This window comes from Spiroplasma ixodetis (assembly GCF_040369795.1).
Taxonomy (GTDB): domain Bacteria; phylum Bacillota_I; class Bacilli_A; order Mycoplasmatales; family VBWQ01; genus Spiroplasma_E; species Spiroplasma_E ixodetis_B.
Map to the genome: position 1 here is coordinate 1,035,232 of NZ_AP028955.1, position 19,332 is coordinate 1,054,563.

The 19,332-nt window shown below is 25.2% G+C and carries 15 protein-coding genes, 1 tRNA gene and 2 pseudogenes; 2 read left to right on the forward strand and 16 right to left on the reverse strand.

Annotated elements, in window-relative coordinates:
* Positions 1-231: 231 nt before the first annotated feature.
* The 14 genes and pseudogenes from thrS to ABWV63_RS07415 all read right to left on the reverse strand — a co-directional run.
* Positions 232-2,175, reverse strand: a complete 1,944-nt coding sequence (gene thrS / locus ABWV63_RS07350) for a threonine--tRNA ligase (RefSeq protein ID WP_353305813.1) — start codon at positions 2,173-2,175, stop codon at positions 232-234.
* Positions 2,176-2,218: 43 nt separating this feature from the next.
* Positions 2,219-3,625 carry a pyruvate kinase gene (pyk, locus tag ABWV63_RS07355; RefSeq protein WP_353305814.1) on the reverse strand — a complete coding sequence of 469 codons (1,407 nt, stop codon included), beginning with the start codon at positions 3,623-3,625 and terminating at the stop codon, positions 2,219-2,221.
* An 18-nt stretch (positions 3,626-3,643) separates the two neighbouring features.
* A complete protein-coding gene (locus ABWV63_RS07360) occupies positions 3,644-4,696 on the reverse strand; it encodes an ATP-dependent 6-phosphofructokinase (RefSeq protein ID WP_353305815.1) in 1,053 nt (350 codons plus the stop codon).
* Positions 4,697-4,802: 106 nt separating this feature from the next.
* Positions 4,803-6,107, reverse strand: coding sequence for a phosphopyruvate hydratase (eno, locus tag ABWV63_RS07365; protein WP_353305816.1), 1,305 nt, complete (start codon positions 6,105-6,107; stop codon positions 4,803-4,805).
* A gap of 119 nt (positions 6,108-6,226) precedes the next feature.
* Positions 6,227-8,566 (reverse strand): hypothetical protein, encoded by a 2,340-nt coding sequence (locus ABWV63_RS07370; RefSeq protein WP_353305817.1) that lies wholly within the window; start codon positions 8,564-8,566, stop codon positions 6,227-6,229.
* A 28-nt stretch (positions 8,567-8,594) separates the two neighbouring features.
* Positions 8,595-9,515 carry a hypothetical protein gene (locus tag ABWV63_RS07375; protein ID WP_353305818.1) on the reverse strand — a complete coding sequence of 307 codons (921 nt, stop codon included), beginning with the start codon at positions 9,513-9,515 and terminating at the stop codon, positions 8,595-8,597.
* A gap of 189 nt (positions 9,516-9,704) precedes the next feature.
* Positions 9,705-11,240 (reverse strand): 2,3-bisphosphoglycerate-independent phosphoglycerate mutase, encoded by a 1,536-nt coding sequence (gpmI, locus tag ABWV63_RS07380; protein WP_353305819.1) that lies wholly within the window; start codon positions 11,238-11,240, stop codon positions 9,705-9,707.
* A 17-nt stretch (positions 11,241-11,257) separates the two neighbouring features.
* The gene (locus ABWV63_RS07385; protein WP_353305820.1) at positions 11,258-12,634 is read right to left on the reverse strand and encodes a hypothetical protein; all 1,377 of its coding nucleotides are present in this window, start codon (positions 12,632-12,634) and stop codon (positions 11,258-11,260) included.
* A 41-nt stretch (positions 12,635-12,675) separates the two neighbouring features.
* A complete protein-coding gene (gene tpiA, locus ABWV63_RS07390) occupies positions 12,676-13,425 on the reverse strand; it encodes a triose-phosphate isomerase (protein ID WP_353305821.1) in 750 nt (249 codons plus the stop codon).
* A 127-nt stretch (positions 13,426-13,552) separates the two neighbouring features.
* On the reverse strand, positions 13,553-14,191 hold the full coding sequence (locus ABWV63_RS07395; protein WP_353305822.1) for a glucosamine-6-phosphate deaminase: 639 nt from the start codon (positions 14,189-14,191) through the stop codon (positions 13,553-13,555).
* A 65-nt stretch (positions 14,192-14,256) separates the two neighbouring features.
* Positions 14,257-15,411 carry an N-acetylglucosamine-6-phosphate deacetylase gene (gene nagA / locus ABWV63_RS07400; protein WP_353305823.1) on the reverse strand — a complete coding sequence of 385 codons (1,155 nt, stop codon included), beginning with the start codon at positions 15,409-15,411 and terminating at the stop codon, positions 14,257-14,259.
* 131 nt (positions 15,412-15,542) lie between these two features.
* Positions 15,543-15,618, reverse strand: a tRNA-Phe gene (locus tag ABWV63_RS07405).
* Positions 15,619-15,714: 96 nt separating this feature from the next.
* Positions 15,715-15,948 carry a hypothetical protein gene (locus tag ABWV63_RS07410; protein WP_353305824.1) on the reverse strand — a complete coding sequence of 78 codons (234 nt, stop codon included), beginning with the start codon at positions 15,946-15,948 and terminating at the stop codon, positions 15,715-15,717.
* Positions 15,949-16,564: 616 nt separating this feature from the next.
* Positions 16,565-16,714, reverse strand: a pseudogene (locus ABWV63_RS07415) (transposase); the annotation flags it as partial.
* Positions 16,715-16,814: 100 nt separating this feature from the next.
* Between ABWV63_RS07415 and ABWV63_RS07420 the strand changes: the two are divergent.
* Positions 16,815-17,252, forward strand: a complete 438-nt coding sequence (locus ABWV63_RS07420; RefSeq protein WP_353305825.1) for a transposase family protein — start codon at positions 16,815-16,817, stop codon at positions 17,250-17,252.
* 7 nt (positions 17,253-17,259) lie between these two features.
* Complete coding sequence (locus ABWV63_RS07425; protein WP_353305826.1) at positions 17,260-17,667, forward strand: transposase family protein; 408 nt, start codon at positions 17,260-17,262, stop codon at positions 17,665-17,667.
* Positions 17,668-17,741: 74 nt separating this feature from the next.
* Here ABWV63_RS07425 and ABWV63_RS07430 read toward each other — a convergent pair whose 3' ends face one another.
* Together ABWV63_RS07430 and ABWV63_RS07435 are read right to left on the reverse strand one after the other, a co-directional pair.
* Positions 17,742-18,038: a hypothetical protein gene (locus ABWV63_RS07430; protein ID WP_353305827.1), complete on the reverse strand. Its 297-nt coding sequence runs from the start codon at positions 18,036-18,038 to the stop codon at positions 17,742-17,744.
* Positions 17,948-19,034: pseudogene (locus tag ABWV63_RS07435) on the reverse strand (IS3 family transposase). The gene ABWV63_RS07430 and the pseudogene ABWV63_RS07435 overlap by 91 nt, the downstream one beginning before the upstream one ends.
* Positions 19,035-19,332 lie beyond the last annotated feature (298 nt).

Consider the following 19,332-nt stretch of genomic DNA (forward strand, 5'->3'; position numbering starts at 1 on the left):
ATATAAAAATAATATTAACAATTTTTGTGTTTGAAATATAAATTTATTTTTAAAGTATTTTTTTAAAAATATTAACTTCTATAATTATTAACACTAAAAAATTTATAAATATTATTATTGACAATTGATTAAATTTATTTACGGAATATGTCTTTAGTAAAATTAAATTGCTTAATTAACTAAAAAACCATTTAAGAATTAGAACCTTAAATGGTTTTTTAATTTTTATAGTTATATTTTATTCTCAACTTGTTTTGTTAATAATTTTAAAAATTCTGATAAAGTAGCAATTTTACTTTCTTTTTGACCGTAATGACGATAACTTAAATTATTATTTTCTATTTCCTTATCACCAATAATAATTTGATAAGGAATTTTTTGAGTTTGTGTTTCAACAATACGTTTGCCAATAGTTCCACTGCTAATAATTTCAGTTCGTAAATTATGTTGTTTACAAGTTTGCAATAATTTATTCGCATATTCTAAGGTTTTTTCTTTTTCATTTATTGGTAAAATTGCAATTTGCCTTGGTGCTAATCATAGTGGAAAAACGCCTTTATTTTGTTCTAATAATGTGGCAATAAAACGTTCATATGTACCAATTAATCCTCGATGAACAATAACTGGATTTGTTTCATTATTATTTTCATCAATATAATTTAAATTAAACTTTTTCGGTAATAAGAAATCAAATTGAATAGTAGATATTGTAATTTCATGACCTAATGCTGTTTTAATTTGAACATCAAATTTTGGTCCATAAAAAGCAGCCTCACCAATCATTGGTTTATACTCTAATTGTAATTCATCTAAAACTTCACTTAATGCTGTTTCTGCCTGATTTCACATTTTATCATCATTAAAATATTTTTCTTTATCAGCAGGATCTCGTAAAGATAATGATAAATAATCAATTTTAATATTTAAAGTTTTTAAAACCTCAGCAATTAACTGATAACAACGTTTAAACTCTGTTTTCATTTGATCAAATCTAACAAAAATATGAGAATCAGTTAATTCCATGCTTCTCACTCGTTCTAAACCAGTTAAAGCCCCACTTGCTTCATAACGATATAATAAAGCATGCTCACTTAAACGCAAAGGTAAATCTTTATAACTACGAAGAGCACTTTTATAAATCATACAGTGATGAGGACAAGTCATCGGTCTTAATACCAATTGTTCTTCTGATAGTTCTGCTTTTTGTATTGGAGTGAACATATTTTCACGATAATGATCTCAATGACCACTTTTTTTATATAATTCAACAGAGCCTAAAACTGGTGTCGCTACTTCTTGATAATCTCACATAAATTCTTGTTTTCTCAAATATTTCTGCAAAACTTTTTTAATAACCATACCATTTGGTAAAAATATAGGTAATCCTTTACCACAATCATCATTAAAAGTAAAAATATTTAATTCTTTACCTAGTTTGCGATGATCACGATTTTTTCGTTCTTCAAGTTCATTAAGTTTATCTACTAATTTTACTTTTGAATAATCACAAATGCCAGAAATACGCTGTAATTGTTTGTTTTTATCATTTCCTAATCAATATGCACCAGTAATACTTAATAATTTAAAATCTTTTATTGATGAAGAATCATTAATAGCAACACCCGATGCCACTACTAAAGTCTTATTATCAACTAAATAAGAGCATTTTAATCCATTAACATGATTTAATTTAATATATTCTAAAGCAAAAGGATTGTCTTTATGAGTTTTTAAAGATTCTTCTTTAGTTTGACAAACTCTTTTAATTTCAATATTTTTTATTAAAATTTCACGCATTTTCTCTTCAATTTTAATTAATTCATCATTAGAAAGTCGCTTTTCATAATCAAAATCTAAATAAAAACCATTATCATTAGTATTAGCAATCGTAATTAACGCTTGTGGATACATTAATTTAATAGTATGAACTAAAATCATAGAACATCCATAATTTAAAATAGTTCATCCTAAAGCATCATCTTTTTTAATAAACTTGATTTCAGCATCTTCTTTAATTTCTAAATATAAATCTTTTAATTGTCCATTCAGAGTAAAAGCAATAATTGAAGAATCTATATTTTCATTTTCCTGTTTTAATAATTGATAACCAGTAATTGGATTTTCAATATTATAAGTCATCGTTTTGCCATTTAATTTAATTACATTAATTTTCATGTTTTACCTAATTCCTTTTCTAATTTACCTCAGTAGTACTAGGTTATTTGACAATAAAAGTTGTAAAAGGATTAGTATTATTATTAATATCTACTACTAATACTTTTGATTTAGTAGGGATTATATAAGTGCTACTAATGCTTTTAACTAATTGCGAAGAATTACTTAATTCTGCTGGAATTCCTTCAGCTGCTAAAAAAGTATAAATTCCAAAGTTTATTGCAAATTTATTATAATCAATAACATTATTAACAATAGGAATTATATAAACTGGCAAATGAGCATTAGCAATAGTTCTAATATAATTACTATCTTGACTATTAGTAATTAAATATTGTGGTTTTTCTTCAATAATTTTTTTAATAGTTTTAGCAACTAATTGATCTTTTGTATGCAATAAATCAGTAGCAATTTTACTCTGTTCTTGATGACTTTCAGCATCAACAAGAATTTTACTCATTATTGCAATTGATAACACAGGATAGTTACCATTGGCAGATTCACCCGATAACATTGTACATGTTGTTCCCCAATCCATAGCAACCCAAACATCAGTAACTTCAGCGCGTGTTGGATGAGGATTATCTATCATTGAATCTAACATTTGCGTAGCAACAATTATCGGTTTGTTAACAGTACGACATTTTTTAATTCATTCACGTTCTAAAAAAGGAACTTTTTCAAAAGGAATTTCAACTCCTAAATCACCACGAGCAACCATAATAGCATCTGATTCTTTTAAAATGCCATCAAAATTATTAACTGCTAATTGTGATTCAATTTTAGCAATGATTTGAATATGTTTACCATCATTATCATCTAAAACTTTGCGGATTTCTTTAATATCAGCTTCTGAACAAACAAATGATGCAGCAACATAATCTACTTTTTGCTGACAACCAAAAATTAAATCTGCTCTATCTTTTTCAGAAATAAAAGGTAAAGACAATTTAACATTTGGAATATTAATAGCACGACGATCTTTAATAGTATGTGTATTTAAAGCATGACAAATAACAGTATGATCTTTAACCGCTGTAACCTTTAATGTTAATTTACCATCATCTACTAGTAAATTATCATTAACTTTAATATCTTTTGCTAAATTACCATAATTTACAGAAAACTTATCGGCAGTACCAATAATCTCTTTATTGTCAATTATAGTAATAATTTCATTTTTTTTGATTTCTACACTACCCTTTGTAAAGGTATGTGTTCTAACTTCTGGACCTCTAGTATCTAACATAATAGCAACTGGTACATTTAATTGTTTAGATACTTCTCTAATCATTAAAACCCTTGCTAAATGTTCATCATGAGTACCATGAGAAAAATTTAAACGCCCACAAATTGAGCCATTTTCTATTAGTTGTTTAATAACATCAGCAGAATTTGAAGCAGGTCCTAAAGTAGTTACACATTTAGTTCTTTTTATAATTGATATCAAATTATTCACCTCTTTTTATTAAGTATTTTTTTTAAAAATAACTCCTGACAAACGTAAAATTTTATTAGCGACGTTATTTTTATTTATTGAAGGTGTGTTTAATGCATCTTGAATTTCAATAGCTACTAATTTATTATCTTGTAATCCAATACAAATACTAGATTTATTACTATTTGCAAATCTTTCGGCAGCAAAAATACCCATCATTGTTGCTAAATAACGATCAAATGCACTTGGTGTTCCCCCACGTTGAATTTGACCCAATATTACTGCTCTTGTTTCACAATCAGTATCTTTTTCAATGATTTTAGCTATTTTATTAACATCATATTGACGTTCAGTTACTACTATTACTAATGAACGACGTTGTTTTTTAGTGTACAACTGTTTAATAATATCAATCAATGACTGTTCTCCAATTCCTAAATCTTTAGTTGCAACTAAATCACAATTTGCAGCAGCAGCACTATGAAGAGCAAGGTCACCACAATTACGACCCATTACTTCAACAATCATAATTCTTCCATGAGAATTAGCGGTTTGACGAATTTTATCAAGATTTTCAACAATTGTATTAAGAGCGGTATCAAAACCAATAGTAAACTCACTTGAACTAATATCATTATCAATAGTACCTGGAATACCCACGCATTGAATAGCTGCTTCATTACTTAATTTTTGCAAACCATTATATGTGCCATCACCACCAATAGCAATTAAACCTTCAATTTTTTTATATTTTAAAATTTCAATACATTTTTTACGAGTTTCTTCTTGCTCAAATTCTCTAAAACGAGCAGACCCAATGATTGTTCCCCCCATCTCAGTTCCTAGATCAATTAAATTTGCTCAATTGTTATCAATAACATGAATGTCATTTGTCATTATTCCTTTATAACCATTTTTTATTAAAACTAATTCAAATGGTCTTTTATCAGTAGTAGCAATTTTACTATTTTCATGATTTATACCACGAAAAGTCTTATATACTGCATTAATAACATTATTCATACCTGGTGAATCACCACCAGAAGTTAAGATTCCAATTCTTCTTTTATTTAATTCTTGCATATTTAGTCATCCTCTCTTCTAATTACATTATTTTAGTGATAATTATTATAATTTGTTTAAAATTAAAAAGGATATCAGTAAATTTAATCATAAAATATGATTTTAATTAATTAATATTATAAAATACATCGTCACCTAAAAATTTAGCTTGATCTACTAAATCAGCTTCAATTGTTAATAAACGATTGTATTTTGCAACACGATCAGTTCTTGACATTGAACCTGTTTTAATTTGTCCAGTATTAAAAGCTACTGCTAAGTCAGCAATCATTGTATCTTCAGTTTCCCCAGAACGATGAGATACTACTGCCGTTCACCCAGCTTTTTGACACATTTCAATAGCTTCCATAGTTTCAGTTAATGTTCCAATTTGATTTAATTTAATTAATGCTGAATTAGCAACGTTTTTAATAATTCCTTCTTTAATAATTTTTGGATTAGTAACGAATAAATCATCACCAACAACTTGGAATTTACCTTCTGATTTTTCTAATAATAATTTAAATCCTTCTCAATCACCTTCAGCCAAACCATCTTCAATTGAAATAATTGGATATTTTTTAGTTAAATGAACTAAATAATCTACTAGTTGCGCTGAAGTTAATAATTTTTCAGTATTTTTACTTTTACCATCTTTATTACCAAAAACATATTTACCATTTTTATAAATCTCTGATGATGCACAGTCCATAGCAATTTTTATATCTTTATTTTGAGTATAACCCGCTTTTTTAATAGCTTCAACAATTAAATCTAATGCTTCTTCGGTTGATTTTAAATTAGGAGCAAAACCACCTTCATCACCAACTGCAGTAACTAAACCCTTACCTTTTAAAATACTTTTTAAAGCATGAAAAGTTTCGGCAGCCATTTGGATTGCCTTTGAAAATGTTTTAGCACCAACTGGCATTATTAAAAATTCTTGAAAGTCAATATTATTATCAGCATGAGCACCACCATTAATTACATTTAACATTGGGACTGGCAACTGACAAGCATTAGCACCACCTAAGTATGTATATAAGGGCACATATAATTCATCAGCGGCAGCTTTAGCAACTGCTAATGATACCCCTAAAATAGCATTGGCACCTAATTTTGTTTTATTTTCTGTTCCATCTAACTTAATCATTGTTTGATCAATTAATCTTTGATTAGTAACTTCCAAACCAATAATAGCTTCGGCAATATTTTCATTAATATTTTTAATGGCTTTCATAACACCAAGTCCACCATAAACTTTAGTATCTTTGTCTCGTAGTTCTAAAGCTTCTCTAGTACCTGTTGAAGCGCCTGATGGCACTAAAGCAAGCCCGTATCCACCATCTTCAGTTCAACATTCAACTTGAATAGTTGGATTTCCTCTTGAGTCTATTACTTGTAGTGCTCTAATATCAATAATGCAAGACATATTTGTTAATTCCTTCTTTCTTTAATATTTCACTAATTATTATACAGAAAAAAATATTGTTTAGAATCAAAAAAGCACAAATAAAAAATATTTGTGCTTCTAAAATAATGATGATTTAATTACATTTGTTGTTGTTGTGGATGTTGAGTTGTACTACTTGGTAATGATGCTCCATTAACTTTAGCAGCAGTATCACTATTTCATGATTTTGGAGTTACTCCATCATCTTCTGGTATTAAACTTTCGGGATTATTAAGAGCAGTAACTATTGTTTCCATTAATTCATCAGTTTCAATCGTTTTTTGATTAAAATTATTACTATCAGATAAATCTTTCCTATTAATAGTTACATTTTGTTTTAATTCATCTCTATAAAAAGTATAAATTATACTTTTAAAATTATCATCTTTATCAAAAGTTAAAGAAAAATCAACTTCATTTTTAGCTAAATATGATAATGCACGAATTTGTTCATGACTAAGTTTCACTTCTGCTTTTAATGGAATTCCAAGTTCATCATTACATAAAACATAACATTTTCCATTAAAAATATTAAAATTAAAAGTTTTAGTATTTTTTGAAAATAAGTTTGGTTTTAAATCAGGTATTGGCGTTACTGTTCTTGCTTCTGATACTCTTACTTTTGCTTTTTGATTTATGGTACTAAGTTGTTCTTTATCTTCATCACTTAACTTATTAGAGCAATTTACTTTCTTATTATTTTTATCAAAATAATATGCTCTTAAAAATTTACCATCACACTTATTAAATAAAATAACAGTATTTGCTTTTTTATTTTGATATATTAAATTATTCAAAATATCATTTTCATCTTTTTCTAATTTTAATTTTTTATCCAATGTTTGCTCATCAGTTGTTATATTTAAATCTCATAATTCTCTACTATCATCTCATTTTAAATTAATAACATTTTTAACGATAACTGGAGATAATTTTGTACTTGGTGGTTCTGGTTGTGTTGCCTGTTCATCAATAGCTCTTGCCACTTTAACTTGTGCTCCATTTTCTCCACAATGAATACCATTTAATTTGATAGGAAATAAATTATTATTTACAAAACTTTTTCTTAATTCCGATAAAGAAATTGTTCCAATACATTGTAGTTGATTTTGATCAGCAATAACTACTCATTTTTCTAATAAATTATTACTTGGGTTTTTTGCAAAGTATACTTTTTGATACTTACCAGCAACTTCTATATCATTTCATATATTTTTATTTTCTTGAGAAAGTTCTTGTTCAAAAATTACATTTTCTGGATCTGATTTAGAATCTGATATTTTTATTTTACCATCTTCTATTACTAAACTATACAAACCTTCTATGCTATTATTTTGCAATGTTTCAGAGATATTATTTGCAATCTGTAAAGGTTCAGGTAAATATTCTGGTAACACTTCTGGTGCATTTACTAAAAAACGCATAGCAACAATATCAATTTCTTGTTGTTCTTCTTTAAGAAGAGATGCTAATCCATTATTAATTGTTGGTTCTATAGTAAATCCTAATTGCGGAGGAATACTTAATGCTTTTAAATCATCAAATTGCTGGTCAGTTAAAGGATTAAATTCATATGCTTGATATCTTAGATTGTCATGAAATGAACCTGGAATAACCGTTGATGTTATTTTATAGGTTTCTCAAAAAATTTCTCCATTTTCGTTAATCTTTTTATTTAAATAAAAAATATAATTATCATTAATATTTTGAGCAGTTGTTGAGATTTTAAAATTATCATTTGGGTCAGTAACATTTTTAATAAAAATTTCATTTCCTTGACGATAAATAAAATAGTCTTTTTCAACATTCACTAAGTTTAAATGTTTTTTAAAATCTTCGATCATTCTACTATTTGAATAATAACCATTAATTTTATAGTGTTTCACATCTCAAACTGGGTTTGGTTGCTCAAATGGATTTTGCAATTCTGGAACATCTAATAAACTATTAATCTTTTGATTAATTAAAACATCATTTTCTTTAAACAGTCCAGAATTTATAAAAATTCCATTAAATTCTGATAATTTTATACTTCCTAATAATCCTAATTCAGGTCTTATTTCACCTTGAGATTCATCAAATAAAATTTTATATATTTTAATTTTAGTATTGTCAGTTTCATCTTCGAAAAAAACTAACTGATCTTTTTTAAATAAACTTTGATCATTTTGAGTTAATGATTCATCACTAATAAATATAGTATTAACTAATGAACCACTATCAACAACAAATTTTCCATCTTGATTTAAACTAACTATTTTTTTTACTTTTAATGGATTAATCTCGAAAGAAGAATTCTTCAAAATATTAAGTGTATTCTTTTTTGAATATAGTTCATCCTCTACTTCAATAGCACTATCTTCAACATCACTTATTTCTGATTGATATATATTTCTCATAATGTTTGTAAATCATTTAAAATTTTCCATTAGTGGCATTTTTATTTTTCTCCTTTAATTATTACGTTTATGGTGTTGGTGTAGATAAAACTGACTTAGCACTTTGTTCTACTGGTTTTGATGGTGTTTCAGTACCATTAACTTCTTTTGTAGGAAAAGAATTATTACTTTGTACTTCTTTTTTAGGTGCAACAGAATTATTTTGTGAATGTTGTGAATGTAAAGAAGAGGCTGTACTAATTACTCTTTCAAAAGTATCAATTAATTTTTCATCAATTTTTATATCTTTCCACTTATGAGTCTGTTTATCAATAATATATGCAAACAAAATCTTTCCATTTTTATCAACTTCAATATTTATACTACCATTACGAGGACATTTTTTGGATACAAAGTTTTTAAATTCCTTAGCATCATTTACATCTACAGGAACAATTGTTTTGTTTTTATCATCAATAAACAAATAACACGTTCCATTTTCAGCAAATGATAATTTCATAGGTTCTTCAGATCTTTTTATAATATTAACATTAAGATCATCTAACTCTTCTTTATATTCTTCATTATTTAAATTATTGGATTCTGATTCAGTTTTTAATAATAATGCTGGTAATTCTTTTTTACCTAAATATTCAAGAATAATCTTATCATTTTCTTTTTTAGTTCGATATAAATGTACTAGAGAACTATCTAATTTTTCTTTTACTATTACTAGTTGTTGTAATTTATCACTATTAATTGCTAAAGGTGGTTGTTGAATAATACTAACGTTTTCATCATTAGTATTTTTTACTAAACGTCCATTTTCATCTATATATACAAGTTCAATAATATATTCTTTTAAACTACTATCCAATTGTGTTTTTATATCATCAATCTTAACTTCCGAACTATTTAAAGTTATATTGGGTGATGATTCATCTTTTTTAGAACTTAATGATTTTTGTAGAAAGTCATTAAGTTCTCGATATTCTACTGTTTCTGGCATACTTTACCTCCAGAATTTTTAATAAATGTATAAATTTCCAAAATATAAAAGCTAAATATAATAAAACCCTTATATTTATTTAAAAAAATAAAAGGGGAAACACTATATTTAATTAATATTCCTATATTTTAATACTTTTATATTCTTAAAACAAGCACTTATCAATAAAAATAAAAAATCAATATATTTTTATTTAATAATTAAAGACTCACTTGTCATAACAGTTGGTTTAACTAAACCCAAAACTTCTAATAGCGTTGGAGCAATATTTGCTAAGCAACCACCTGATTTTAATTTTAATCCTGTTTTACAAATAATAAATGGTACTGGTTGTGATGTATGTTTTTTATTAGGATTACCCTCTTTATCAATCATGATTTCAGCATTACCATGATCAGCAGTAATCATTAAAATACCATTCACTTTTTTTATTGCTTGATACAATTTTCCAAGACATTCATCAATAACATCAATCGCATCAATGGCAGCATTTAAAAAACCAGTATGACCAACCATATCTGGATTAGCAAAATTTAAAAACATAACATCATATATGTTTTTAGAAATTTCACTTTCTAAACGAGTAGTAGTTTCGCGAGCACTCATTTCTGGTTTTAAGTCATAAGTTGCTACTTTTGGTGAAGGAATTAAAATTCTTGTTGATAGTGGATATTCAACATCAACACCACCATCAAAAAAATAAGTTACGTGTGCATATTTTTCAGTTTCAGCAATTCGTAATTGATGATATTGATTTTTACTTAATCATTCCCCTAAAGCATCAAACATTGATATAGGTGGAAAAATAACACCTTGTGGTTTAACACTTTTAGCATATTCCATCATTGAAATAAAAAAAGTATTTTTTAATGTTGGTATTTTCATACTAATATTAAAATCATATTTATTATTTGTTAATGCTGATGCTAATTGAATTGCACGATCAGGACGGAAATTAGCAAAAATAATGCTATCGTTATTAGTAATATTACCATTATTAATTTCAGAATTATAAGCAGGCATAATAAATTCATCATTACGACCAGCACTATATTCTGCATTAACATAAGCAATAGGATTAATAAATGAAGCGCCTTCATGATTAACTATTACATCATATGCTATTTTTAAACGATATCAACGTTTATCGCGATCCATAGCATAATATCTTCCTGAAATAGTAGCAACCATACCAACACCTAATTGTTTCATAGTTTTTAATAACTGTTCAATATAAATTTTAGAAATATCAGCTTTTGTATCACGACCATCTAAAATAGCATGAACATAAACATTCTTAAAATTTTGTTGTTTAGCAATTTCTAATAATGCCAAAATATGATTAATATGAGCATGTACTCCACCATCACTTAGTAAACCAATAATATGAACATTACTATTATTATTTTTGGCATGATTAATTGCTGACAATATTGTTTCATTTTTAAAAAATGTTTTATCATTTATTGACTTATTAATTAATGTTAATGACTGATAAATTACTCTACCGGCACCAATTTGTAAATGCCCAACTTCAGAGTTTCCCATTTGTCCTTCTGGCAAACCAACTGCAAAGCCAGAAGCTGAAACTTCAGTATGCGGATAAGTTTTTAATAAATAATCCAAATTAGGTTTTGTTGCAGAACTAATAGCATTAGTTGCACTAGATTTTGCAATACCAAAACCATCTAAAATACATAGTAATATTGGTTGTTTTGTTTTCATAAATTTCACCTCATATTTTATTTAATAACTTGTAACTGATGTTTAAAATTATCAGATTTAAAAATAGTAATCATTTTAGTAATAAAATCAGTAATACATTGATAATGAACAGCACTCAAAATAACAATATCTTTTTTAAAAACTATTTTAATAGATTGCTTTTTAGTAATTTTAGTAATTATTGTTTTTAAATCACAAATTGATTTTAAATCTTCACTTAATAAAATAACCATACTAGGATTATCACTAATATTATTAGAAAGAAATAAAATAGTATTACTACTATTAGCTAATAAATTGTGTCCTTTAATTTCCATTAAATTATAATCTAATAAATCATTATTAAAAGAATAATGAGTAATTTTCAAATTATCAATAACTTCTGAATAATAACCATAAGCAAAAGTCTGCGATAAATTTTCTATTATATCTTGAGATACTATACGCCATTTTGAAAATGACTTCAATAGTTCTTTATGAATTTTTTGTAATTGTCATAAATCTTGATAATTAGTAATATTAGTTATCGGTGCTATTGGTTGAATATTTTCAGGCTGATTAATTGCTCTAATTTTTTTATTAATAGCATTAATAGCAATAATGATTGGTTTTTTAGCATTAATAAAAAAGTTTTCAATTCGTTGTTTATTACCTGCTATTAATGTTATTTTTCGCTGATATTTATTAGTTTTAATAGCAACAACTGCTATTTTTTGCAAATTAATAATTTCTTGTAATTCAACTTCATTAAATTTTTTTAAATAACTATATTCTTTTTTATTTTGCAATAAAATTAACTGTTCTAATGATAATTTTTGTTGTAATAAAGAATTAATGATACATTCACTTTGCAATATTTGTTTTCTATTTATCTTTAAATTATTAAGAACAACAATAAAATTTTGTTCACTAATAGAAATAGAACTAAAATTAGAAGTTTTATAATTTAATTGTTTCATCAAACTATTTGTAAATAATTTAGCACCAATTTTATTATTAACTAATGATTGATGATGACTTTCATTGATGGTTAAATATAATGGAATATCGTTAATAACGATTGGTCCACTATTAACCTTAACTAAATGAATATAAGTATTAGGAATAAGAGTATTATTAACATCAATTACTTCACCAGTAAAATATTCATTAGTAATAATACCTTTGTCACTAACAATACTATCACTACTAGGAGCAAAAATAGTTTTAGTACAAATAATAAAGCCAATTTGTTCTAATTGATTATTGTCTTCACCATTTTTACTAAACAATGCTAAAATTTCTGACTTATTCCTAAAAGCATTGACAAAAGTGGTTGCCGGAAAGGCACGATGTTTAATTTTTTTTGTTAGTTTTGTTCACATACTTTTAATTTGTATCTTTGATAATTCCATGTTTAGTTAACTCCTTATTTTTATTAGTAATTTAAATAGAGTTAAATTAGTAAATCAAAAAAAGATTGTGGTACTAATGAAGCACCTCCAACTAATGCACCATCAATGTCAGGTTCAGAAAGTATTAATTTAATATTATCGGTTTTTACTGAACCACCATACTGAATACGTACTTGTTCTGCAACATTTTTATTATATAATTCACTAATAAATTCACGAATCATTTTACAAACCGTTTGGGCTTGTTGAACTGTTGCTGTTTTACCAGTACCAATTGCTCATATTGGTTCATAGGCAATTACTAATTTAGCAATATTTTCTGCTTTAATATTTTTTAATGCTAACTTAATTTGATTTTTAATTACTTCGTTAGTTTTTTTATTTTCATATTGGTTTAAAGTTTCACCACAACATAAAATCGGTATAATATTAGCATTAAATAGCGAATGTAATTTTTTATTTATTGTTTCATCTACTTCGTTAAAATATATTCTGCGTTCAGAATGACCAATAATAACATGACTAACCATCATATCTTTTAGCATCTTAATTGAAATTTCACCAGTATATGCACCTTCGGTTTCATAATGACAATTTTGAGTTGCAATAATTAAAGCAGAAATTTTATTCATTTTTAATAAAGGTAAATTAGTAAAACTAGCTGCTATTCCATAATCATATTTAATATTTTTAGTTTTTATTAATTTATTAAATTCATTTAAAAAAAATTGAGTTTCTTCTATATTTTTATACATTTTCCAATTTCCAATAATAATCTTTTTACGTTCCATTTGTTTCTCCTTTAAGTTAATTTTTTTTGATATAGTTGGCTTTAATAATGTTGCTGCTTCTTCAGTAATAATAATTGTAACATCATCATGATTTTGTAAAAAAGTACACGGATAATTTGGAGAAACTTTACCTTCAACTAACTCTCGAATAAGCTTGTGCTTTATTAGTTCCTGTAGCAATCAAAACAATCAATTTAGCTTGTAAAATAGTATGAATAACCATAGTAACAGCTTTGGTTGGTACATCTTCAACTTTAGAAAAAAATCTTTTATTAGCTTCAATTGTTTCTTTGGTTAAATTAACAACATGTGTTTTACTACTTGCAAGAGTACCTGGCTCATTAAAAGCAATATGACAATTAGTACCTAAGCCCAATATTTGTAAATCAATTGGTCCTTTTTCTTTTAATAATTTTTCATACTCTTCCACATTTTGGTCTAAATCACCAATACCTTTAGGAACATACGTATTTTTTAAATTAAGACTTTTAATATGATTAAATAATTGATGATTCATAAAATAACGATAACTTTTTACATGATCTGGAGTTAAACCAACATATTCATCTAAATTAAATGTTACGACTTTTGATCAATCTCTTTTGTTATTTTTTGCATCTGCTATTAATAAATCATATGTTTCAATTGGACTACTTCCCGTTGCTAATCCTAAAATAGCATTTGGTTTAACTTTAATAATATCAATAATAATTTTGCTTAATAATTGAGCAACCTCAGTTTTATCTTTTAAAATAATTAATTTCATAATTTAAAAACCCCTTATATTACTTACTTATTCTTGCTGATATGCGATTTTTACTTCACATATTGTTAAAAAATATCATTATTCTTAGTTAATACAATAATATCTGCTAATTTACCAATAACAATATCACCAGTTTTATTTGCGATTCCTACTTGTTTAGCGCTATTATAATAAGCCATTTTGATGCAATCTTGTCAATTATTATTAGTAATTTTTAATAAATTTTTAAAACCAGCAATCATTGTTGCGATGCTGCCTGCTAATTTTCCGGTTGCTTCAAAAGTAACCTTATTATTACTTTTAATGACAGGTAATGGTCCCAATAAATACTTACCATCAGGCTGTCCTTTCACACTCATGGCATCAGTAATCATACAAATTCCATTGGCATCTTTAATTTTATATGTTATTGCTAAAATATCAATATCAACATGAATTCCATCACAAATTAACTCAGTAACTAATTGATCATAATATAATGATGCTGGAACAACACCAGGATCACGATGATTATAGGGGCTCATTGCATTATAAAGATGGGTAATATGCGTTAAACCATATTCAACAGTTTTAGTTATTTCTTTAAAGGCAGCATTACTATGACCAACACTAGGAATAATATTATTTTTGATTAATGAATAAATAAAATTTGAATTTTTATTATTTAAATTAGGAACTATCTCAGGAGCATAAAAAATAAATTTTAAATTTTTGTTAATAATTATATTTAAAGATTTTACTAAATTAAGATGAGGAACATGAAGTAATGACGGAGTATGTGCTCCTTTTTGTAATTCTGAGATAAAAGGCCCTTCTAAATACGCACCAATAATTCGTGCCTTGTTACCTTTATTTTCTGTTTTCATATACTTAGCAAATACTGAAAGAATATTATCAATTTCTTTTTTGTTGGCAGTAACTGTTGCATAACAAAACTTTGTTACTCCCTCTTTTGGAACTAATTTTCCAAAATTATTAATTGATTCAATGGTGCCATCCATTAAACTATAGCCATAACCTCCATGTACATGTAAATCAATAAAACCAGGTATTATTGTTTGATTATGACAATCAATAACCTGAGCATCTTGAAATTCATAATTATACTTTCCTTCATTAATTTGGAAAATTAAATTATCTTTAATTACTAAAAAACCATTATTTATTATTTTCTTAATACTAATTATTTTCGCATTATTTAAAACTAAAATTTTAGACACCAATACCCTTCTTTCTAGAATTATTAATTATTTAAAATTGCTAATGACACTATTATACCTAAAATTTTAACTTAAACCTAAATCTAAGAAAAATAATTAAAAAAAGGCTTAATTGCCTATATTTTAAATAATGGTGGCTCGAAGCGGATTCGAACCACTGACACTTCGCTCTTCAGGCGAATGCTCTACCAACTGAGCTATCGAGCCGTTACCTATACAATAATAGCATATAAAAGTAAAAAATAACAAGGGGTTAAAACTTATTTTTTAATTTATTTAAATATATATTTATTTTTTTGCTAATTATCTTCTAATTACATATCTTCTTCAACAAAGTTTTTCAGTTTTTGGCATTAAGTGATTTGAGTCTCTTCTAATTTCTTCTTTTCAATTATTATTTGATAAATCAGTAGCCTCATTTTCTTTAGCAATATTTGCTTGTAAAAATATATTATTACCAATAATATTTAATGATTCACTTCTTTGAAATTCATGATCACTACATACATCATTTACTAAACTTTTGACAATTTTCAATAAATTTATCCTGTCATTCTTTAAACTCTTCGGAATTAATTGTCTTAGTTAAATCAACATCACAATAATAAGTTAATATTTCTTTTCAAACATTACGTCATAATTTTCTCATATTATTATGAGGAGTTTTAACTTTCAATTTTTTAATCAAAAAATCAAAATCTTGAATTTTATTTCTTCTTCAACAATTTAATAATGCAGTAATAATCGGAATTACTAATTGTTTATTATTTATTTTTTCTATTATTTCTTGTTTTTTATTTTCAAGATCTTCTAATCTAATTATACGTTCTTTTTCTAATTCTTGTAAAATATTAAAATACTCTTGATATTCTTTTATTGCTTGTGAACATATTATTAATTTAATTATTACTTCTCATTTGTTTATAAGTTAAATATCCATTTTAATCATTCTTTCCATTAGTTCAAATATGCCTCTTATAACCCACTATTTAATCCGATAATTTATTTATGTTTTATAAATAAATTCAATATATATCTAACTAAAGTAATGTTTGCTCATATATTGAAAAACAAAATCAATAGCTTTTTTAATATTTGGTCAATAATTTGGTAATATTTTTCTTATATTATGTTTTATAGCTAATCAAAAATGTTCAATTGGATTTAAATTAGGATAATATGGCGGAAGAAATAATAGTTTGCGTCCAGCATTTTCAATTAATTGTTGTGTTAATTTAGATTTATGAAACGTTGCATTATCTAAAACTATAATTTGTCCACGCTTTAATACTGGAATTAGTATATTAGACATATTCCGTAAATAAATTTTTTAAAAGTCAATTAATAATTTAAAATTTATTTTATAATTTCTTTATTAATAAATTAATAAGGTGTTGATAAAAATGAATTTTGAAAATTTAAAAAAATTAAAAAATGAACAATTTTGTAGATATTTTGGTATAAAACGTTTTCATTTTGATGAAATGTTAACAAAATTAATTGAAATAGAAAATTTAAAAAAAACTAAAGGTAGAAAATATAAACTTTCAGTTGAAGAAAGCTTGATGATGACTTTAGTATACTGAAAAGAATATTATACTTTTTTCAAAATGAGTATTAAATATAAAATGAGTACATCAAGTTGTTTTCGAAATATTACTTGAGTAGAAAATAAACTTAGTGATGACAAAGATTATCAGTTTTTAAAAACAAAATATAAATCAAAAATTGAGAAAAAACAAGAAGATTTAAATGAATTTCAATTTTATTTAATTGATTCAACTGAAATTGAAATTGAAAGACCAACTAAAAAAAATACAGTTAGAATATTTTTCTGGTAAAAGTTGAATGTTTTCTATAAAATTTCAAATTATATATGACTTTTTTAATAAAAAAATTGTTGATATTTTTGCTGATAATGGAAAAGTACATGATTTTCAAATATTAAAAAATTCAAATCTTGAATTTTCAGAAAAAACAATAATTATTGGTGATTTGGGATATCAAGGAATACAAAATATTTATAAAAATACTATATTACCAATTAAAAAAACTAAAAATAAAAAATTAACTAAACAAGAAAAAATCTACAATAAAATTATTTCAAAAATTAGAATTAAAGTTGAACATGTTTTTGCTTGATTAAAAAGATTCAAAATTTTAATAAATAAATGTAGAAAAAGTATATTTAGACTTATGTACTTAAAATTTAACTTACTTTGTGAAATTTTTAATAAAACAAAACCATTAAAATAAAAAAATATTAAATTCTATAATTATTAACACTAAAAAATTTATAAATATTATTATTGACAATTGATTAAATTTATTTACGGAATATGTCTATTGTTTACATATGATTCAAAAATTTTACTGTTGCAATGTCCTTCAAATGCTCATAGGGCTTTTAATTTACCTTTATTTAGTGAACCAATTATAATCATTCTTTTTATTTTATATGCGGGTTTATTATCAAATAATCTTTTACCTTTTTCAGATCAATCATATTTATAAAATTCAGGAATAGCAACCTTTTTTAGGACTGTTTTTTGGTAGACATTTGTGCTTGGTATTTTATGGGGGTTAAGTAGTTTAGAGCGCTGTGGATTATTATGTTGTTGTATCAATTGATATAATCAAATAATTATAATTTTAATTGGATTAATGATGTAAAATTTTTACATCATTAATAAACTCTGTTTTGAAAGTTTTGAAAGTTGCTTCAGCAACAGCGTTATCATAAGGACAACCTTTTTTGCTTAAAGAGCGGGTAATATTGAAGGCTAATAAAAGTTTATCAATAGTTTTATTATTAAATTCATTACCGCGATCGCTATGAAATATTTGAATATTTTTTAAACAACGATTTGAGCGCATAAATGCTTGATATACTAATGATGCATCTTTTTTAGTACCTACACTATGCCCAATAATTTCGCGATTATACAGGTCGATTAATAAGCAAATATAGTTTCATTTACCATTAACTTGAACATAAGTTAAATCACTAACAATAACTTCATTTTTAAGCCTATTATTAAAGTCTCTATTAACAAGATTAGTAATTTGACTATCATTGACTTTATTATGATAATTTTTGTATGATAATTTAGTGTATTTTGATATTAAATTATGTTTATTCATAATTTTTTTAATTTTTCGTCTTGATAAATTAATTTTCTTTTCTTTTAGAACAACTTTTAATCTTCTTGTTCCATAAGCTTCTTTATTTTCTTTAAAAGCGCTAATAACAGTTTCATCATACATATTATTTTGAATTTTATCTTCTTTTTTCTTGAAATTAAAATAATATGTTGATTTAGAGATTTTTAAAAAACGACACATTGTACGAATTTTATATTTAACTTTATTTTTAGTAATAATTTCTATTTTCTGCCTATTATTAGTGCTGTTTGCTTTAAAATATCATTTTCCATTCTTAATTGTTTTAATTCTTTTCTTAATTTAATTAATTCATTTTCTTCAACAGAACGGTTATCTTTGGTTTTAAAACTGCCTGAATTAGTAAATTGCTTAATTCAATTATAATTAGCTGCTCTTGTAACATTGTACTCTTTAGCAAGACAAGACACTGACTTACCAGTTTGATATAAAGCTACTATTTATTTTTTAAATTCATCTGAATATGAGTTAATATTGGCCATAATTATAATTCCTTTCTTTTAACTAATTTGTTCAATTGTCTACGTAATTAGTGTCCAATAAAGTGTAACCCATCCATTTCTTCGAAATCTTGATTATCACATGCAATAACTAAACTTGTGCTAACTGTAGTTAAAACAATTGCCGACATTAATCTTAATACCGATTTTATAATATTCATATTTTTTTCATCAATCTTTAAATCTTTTTTACTATACCTATTATATATAATTTTTGTTATATTACATTAATTATTAT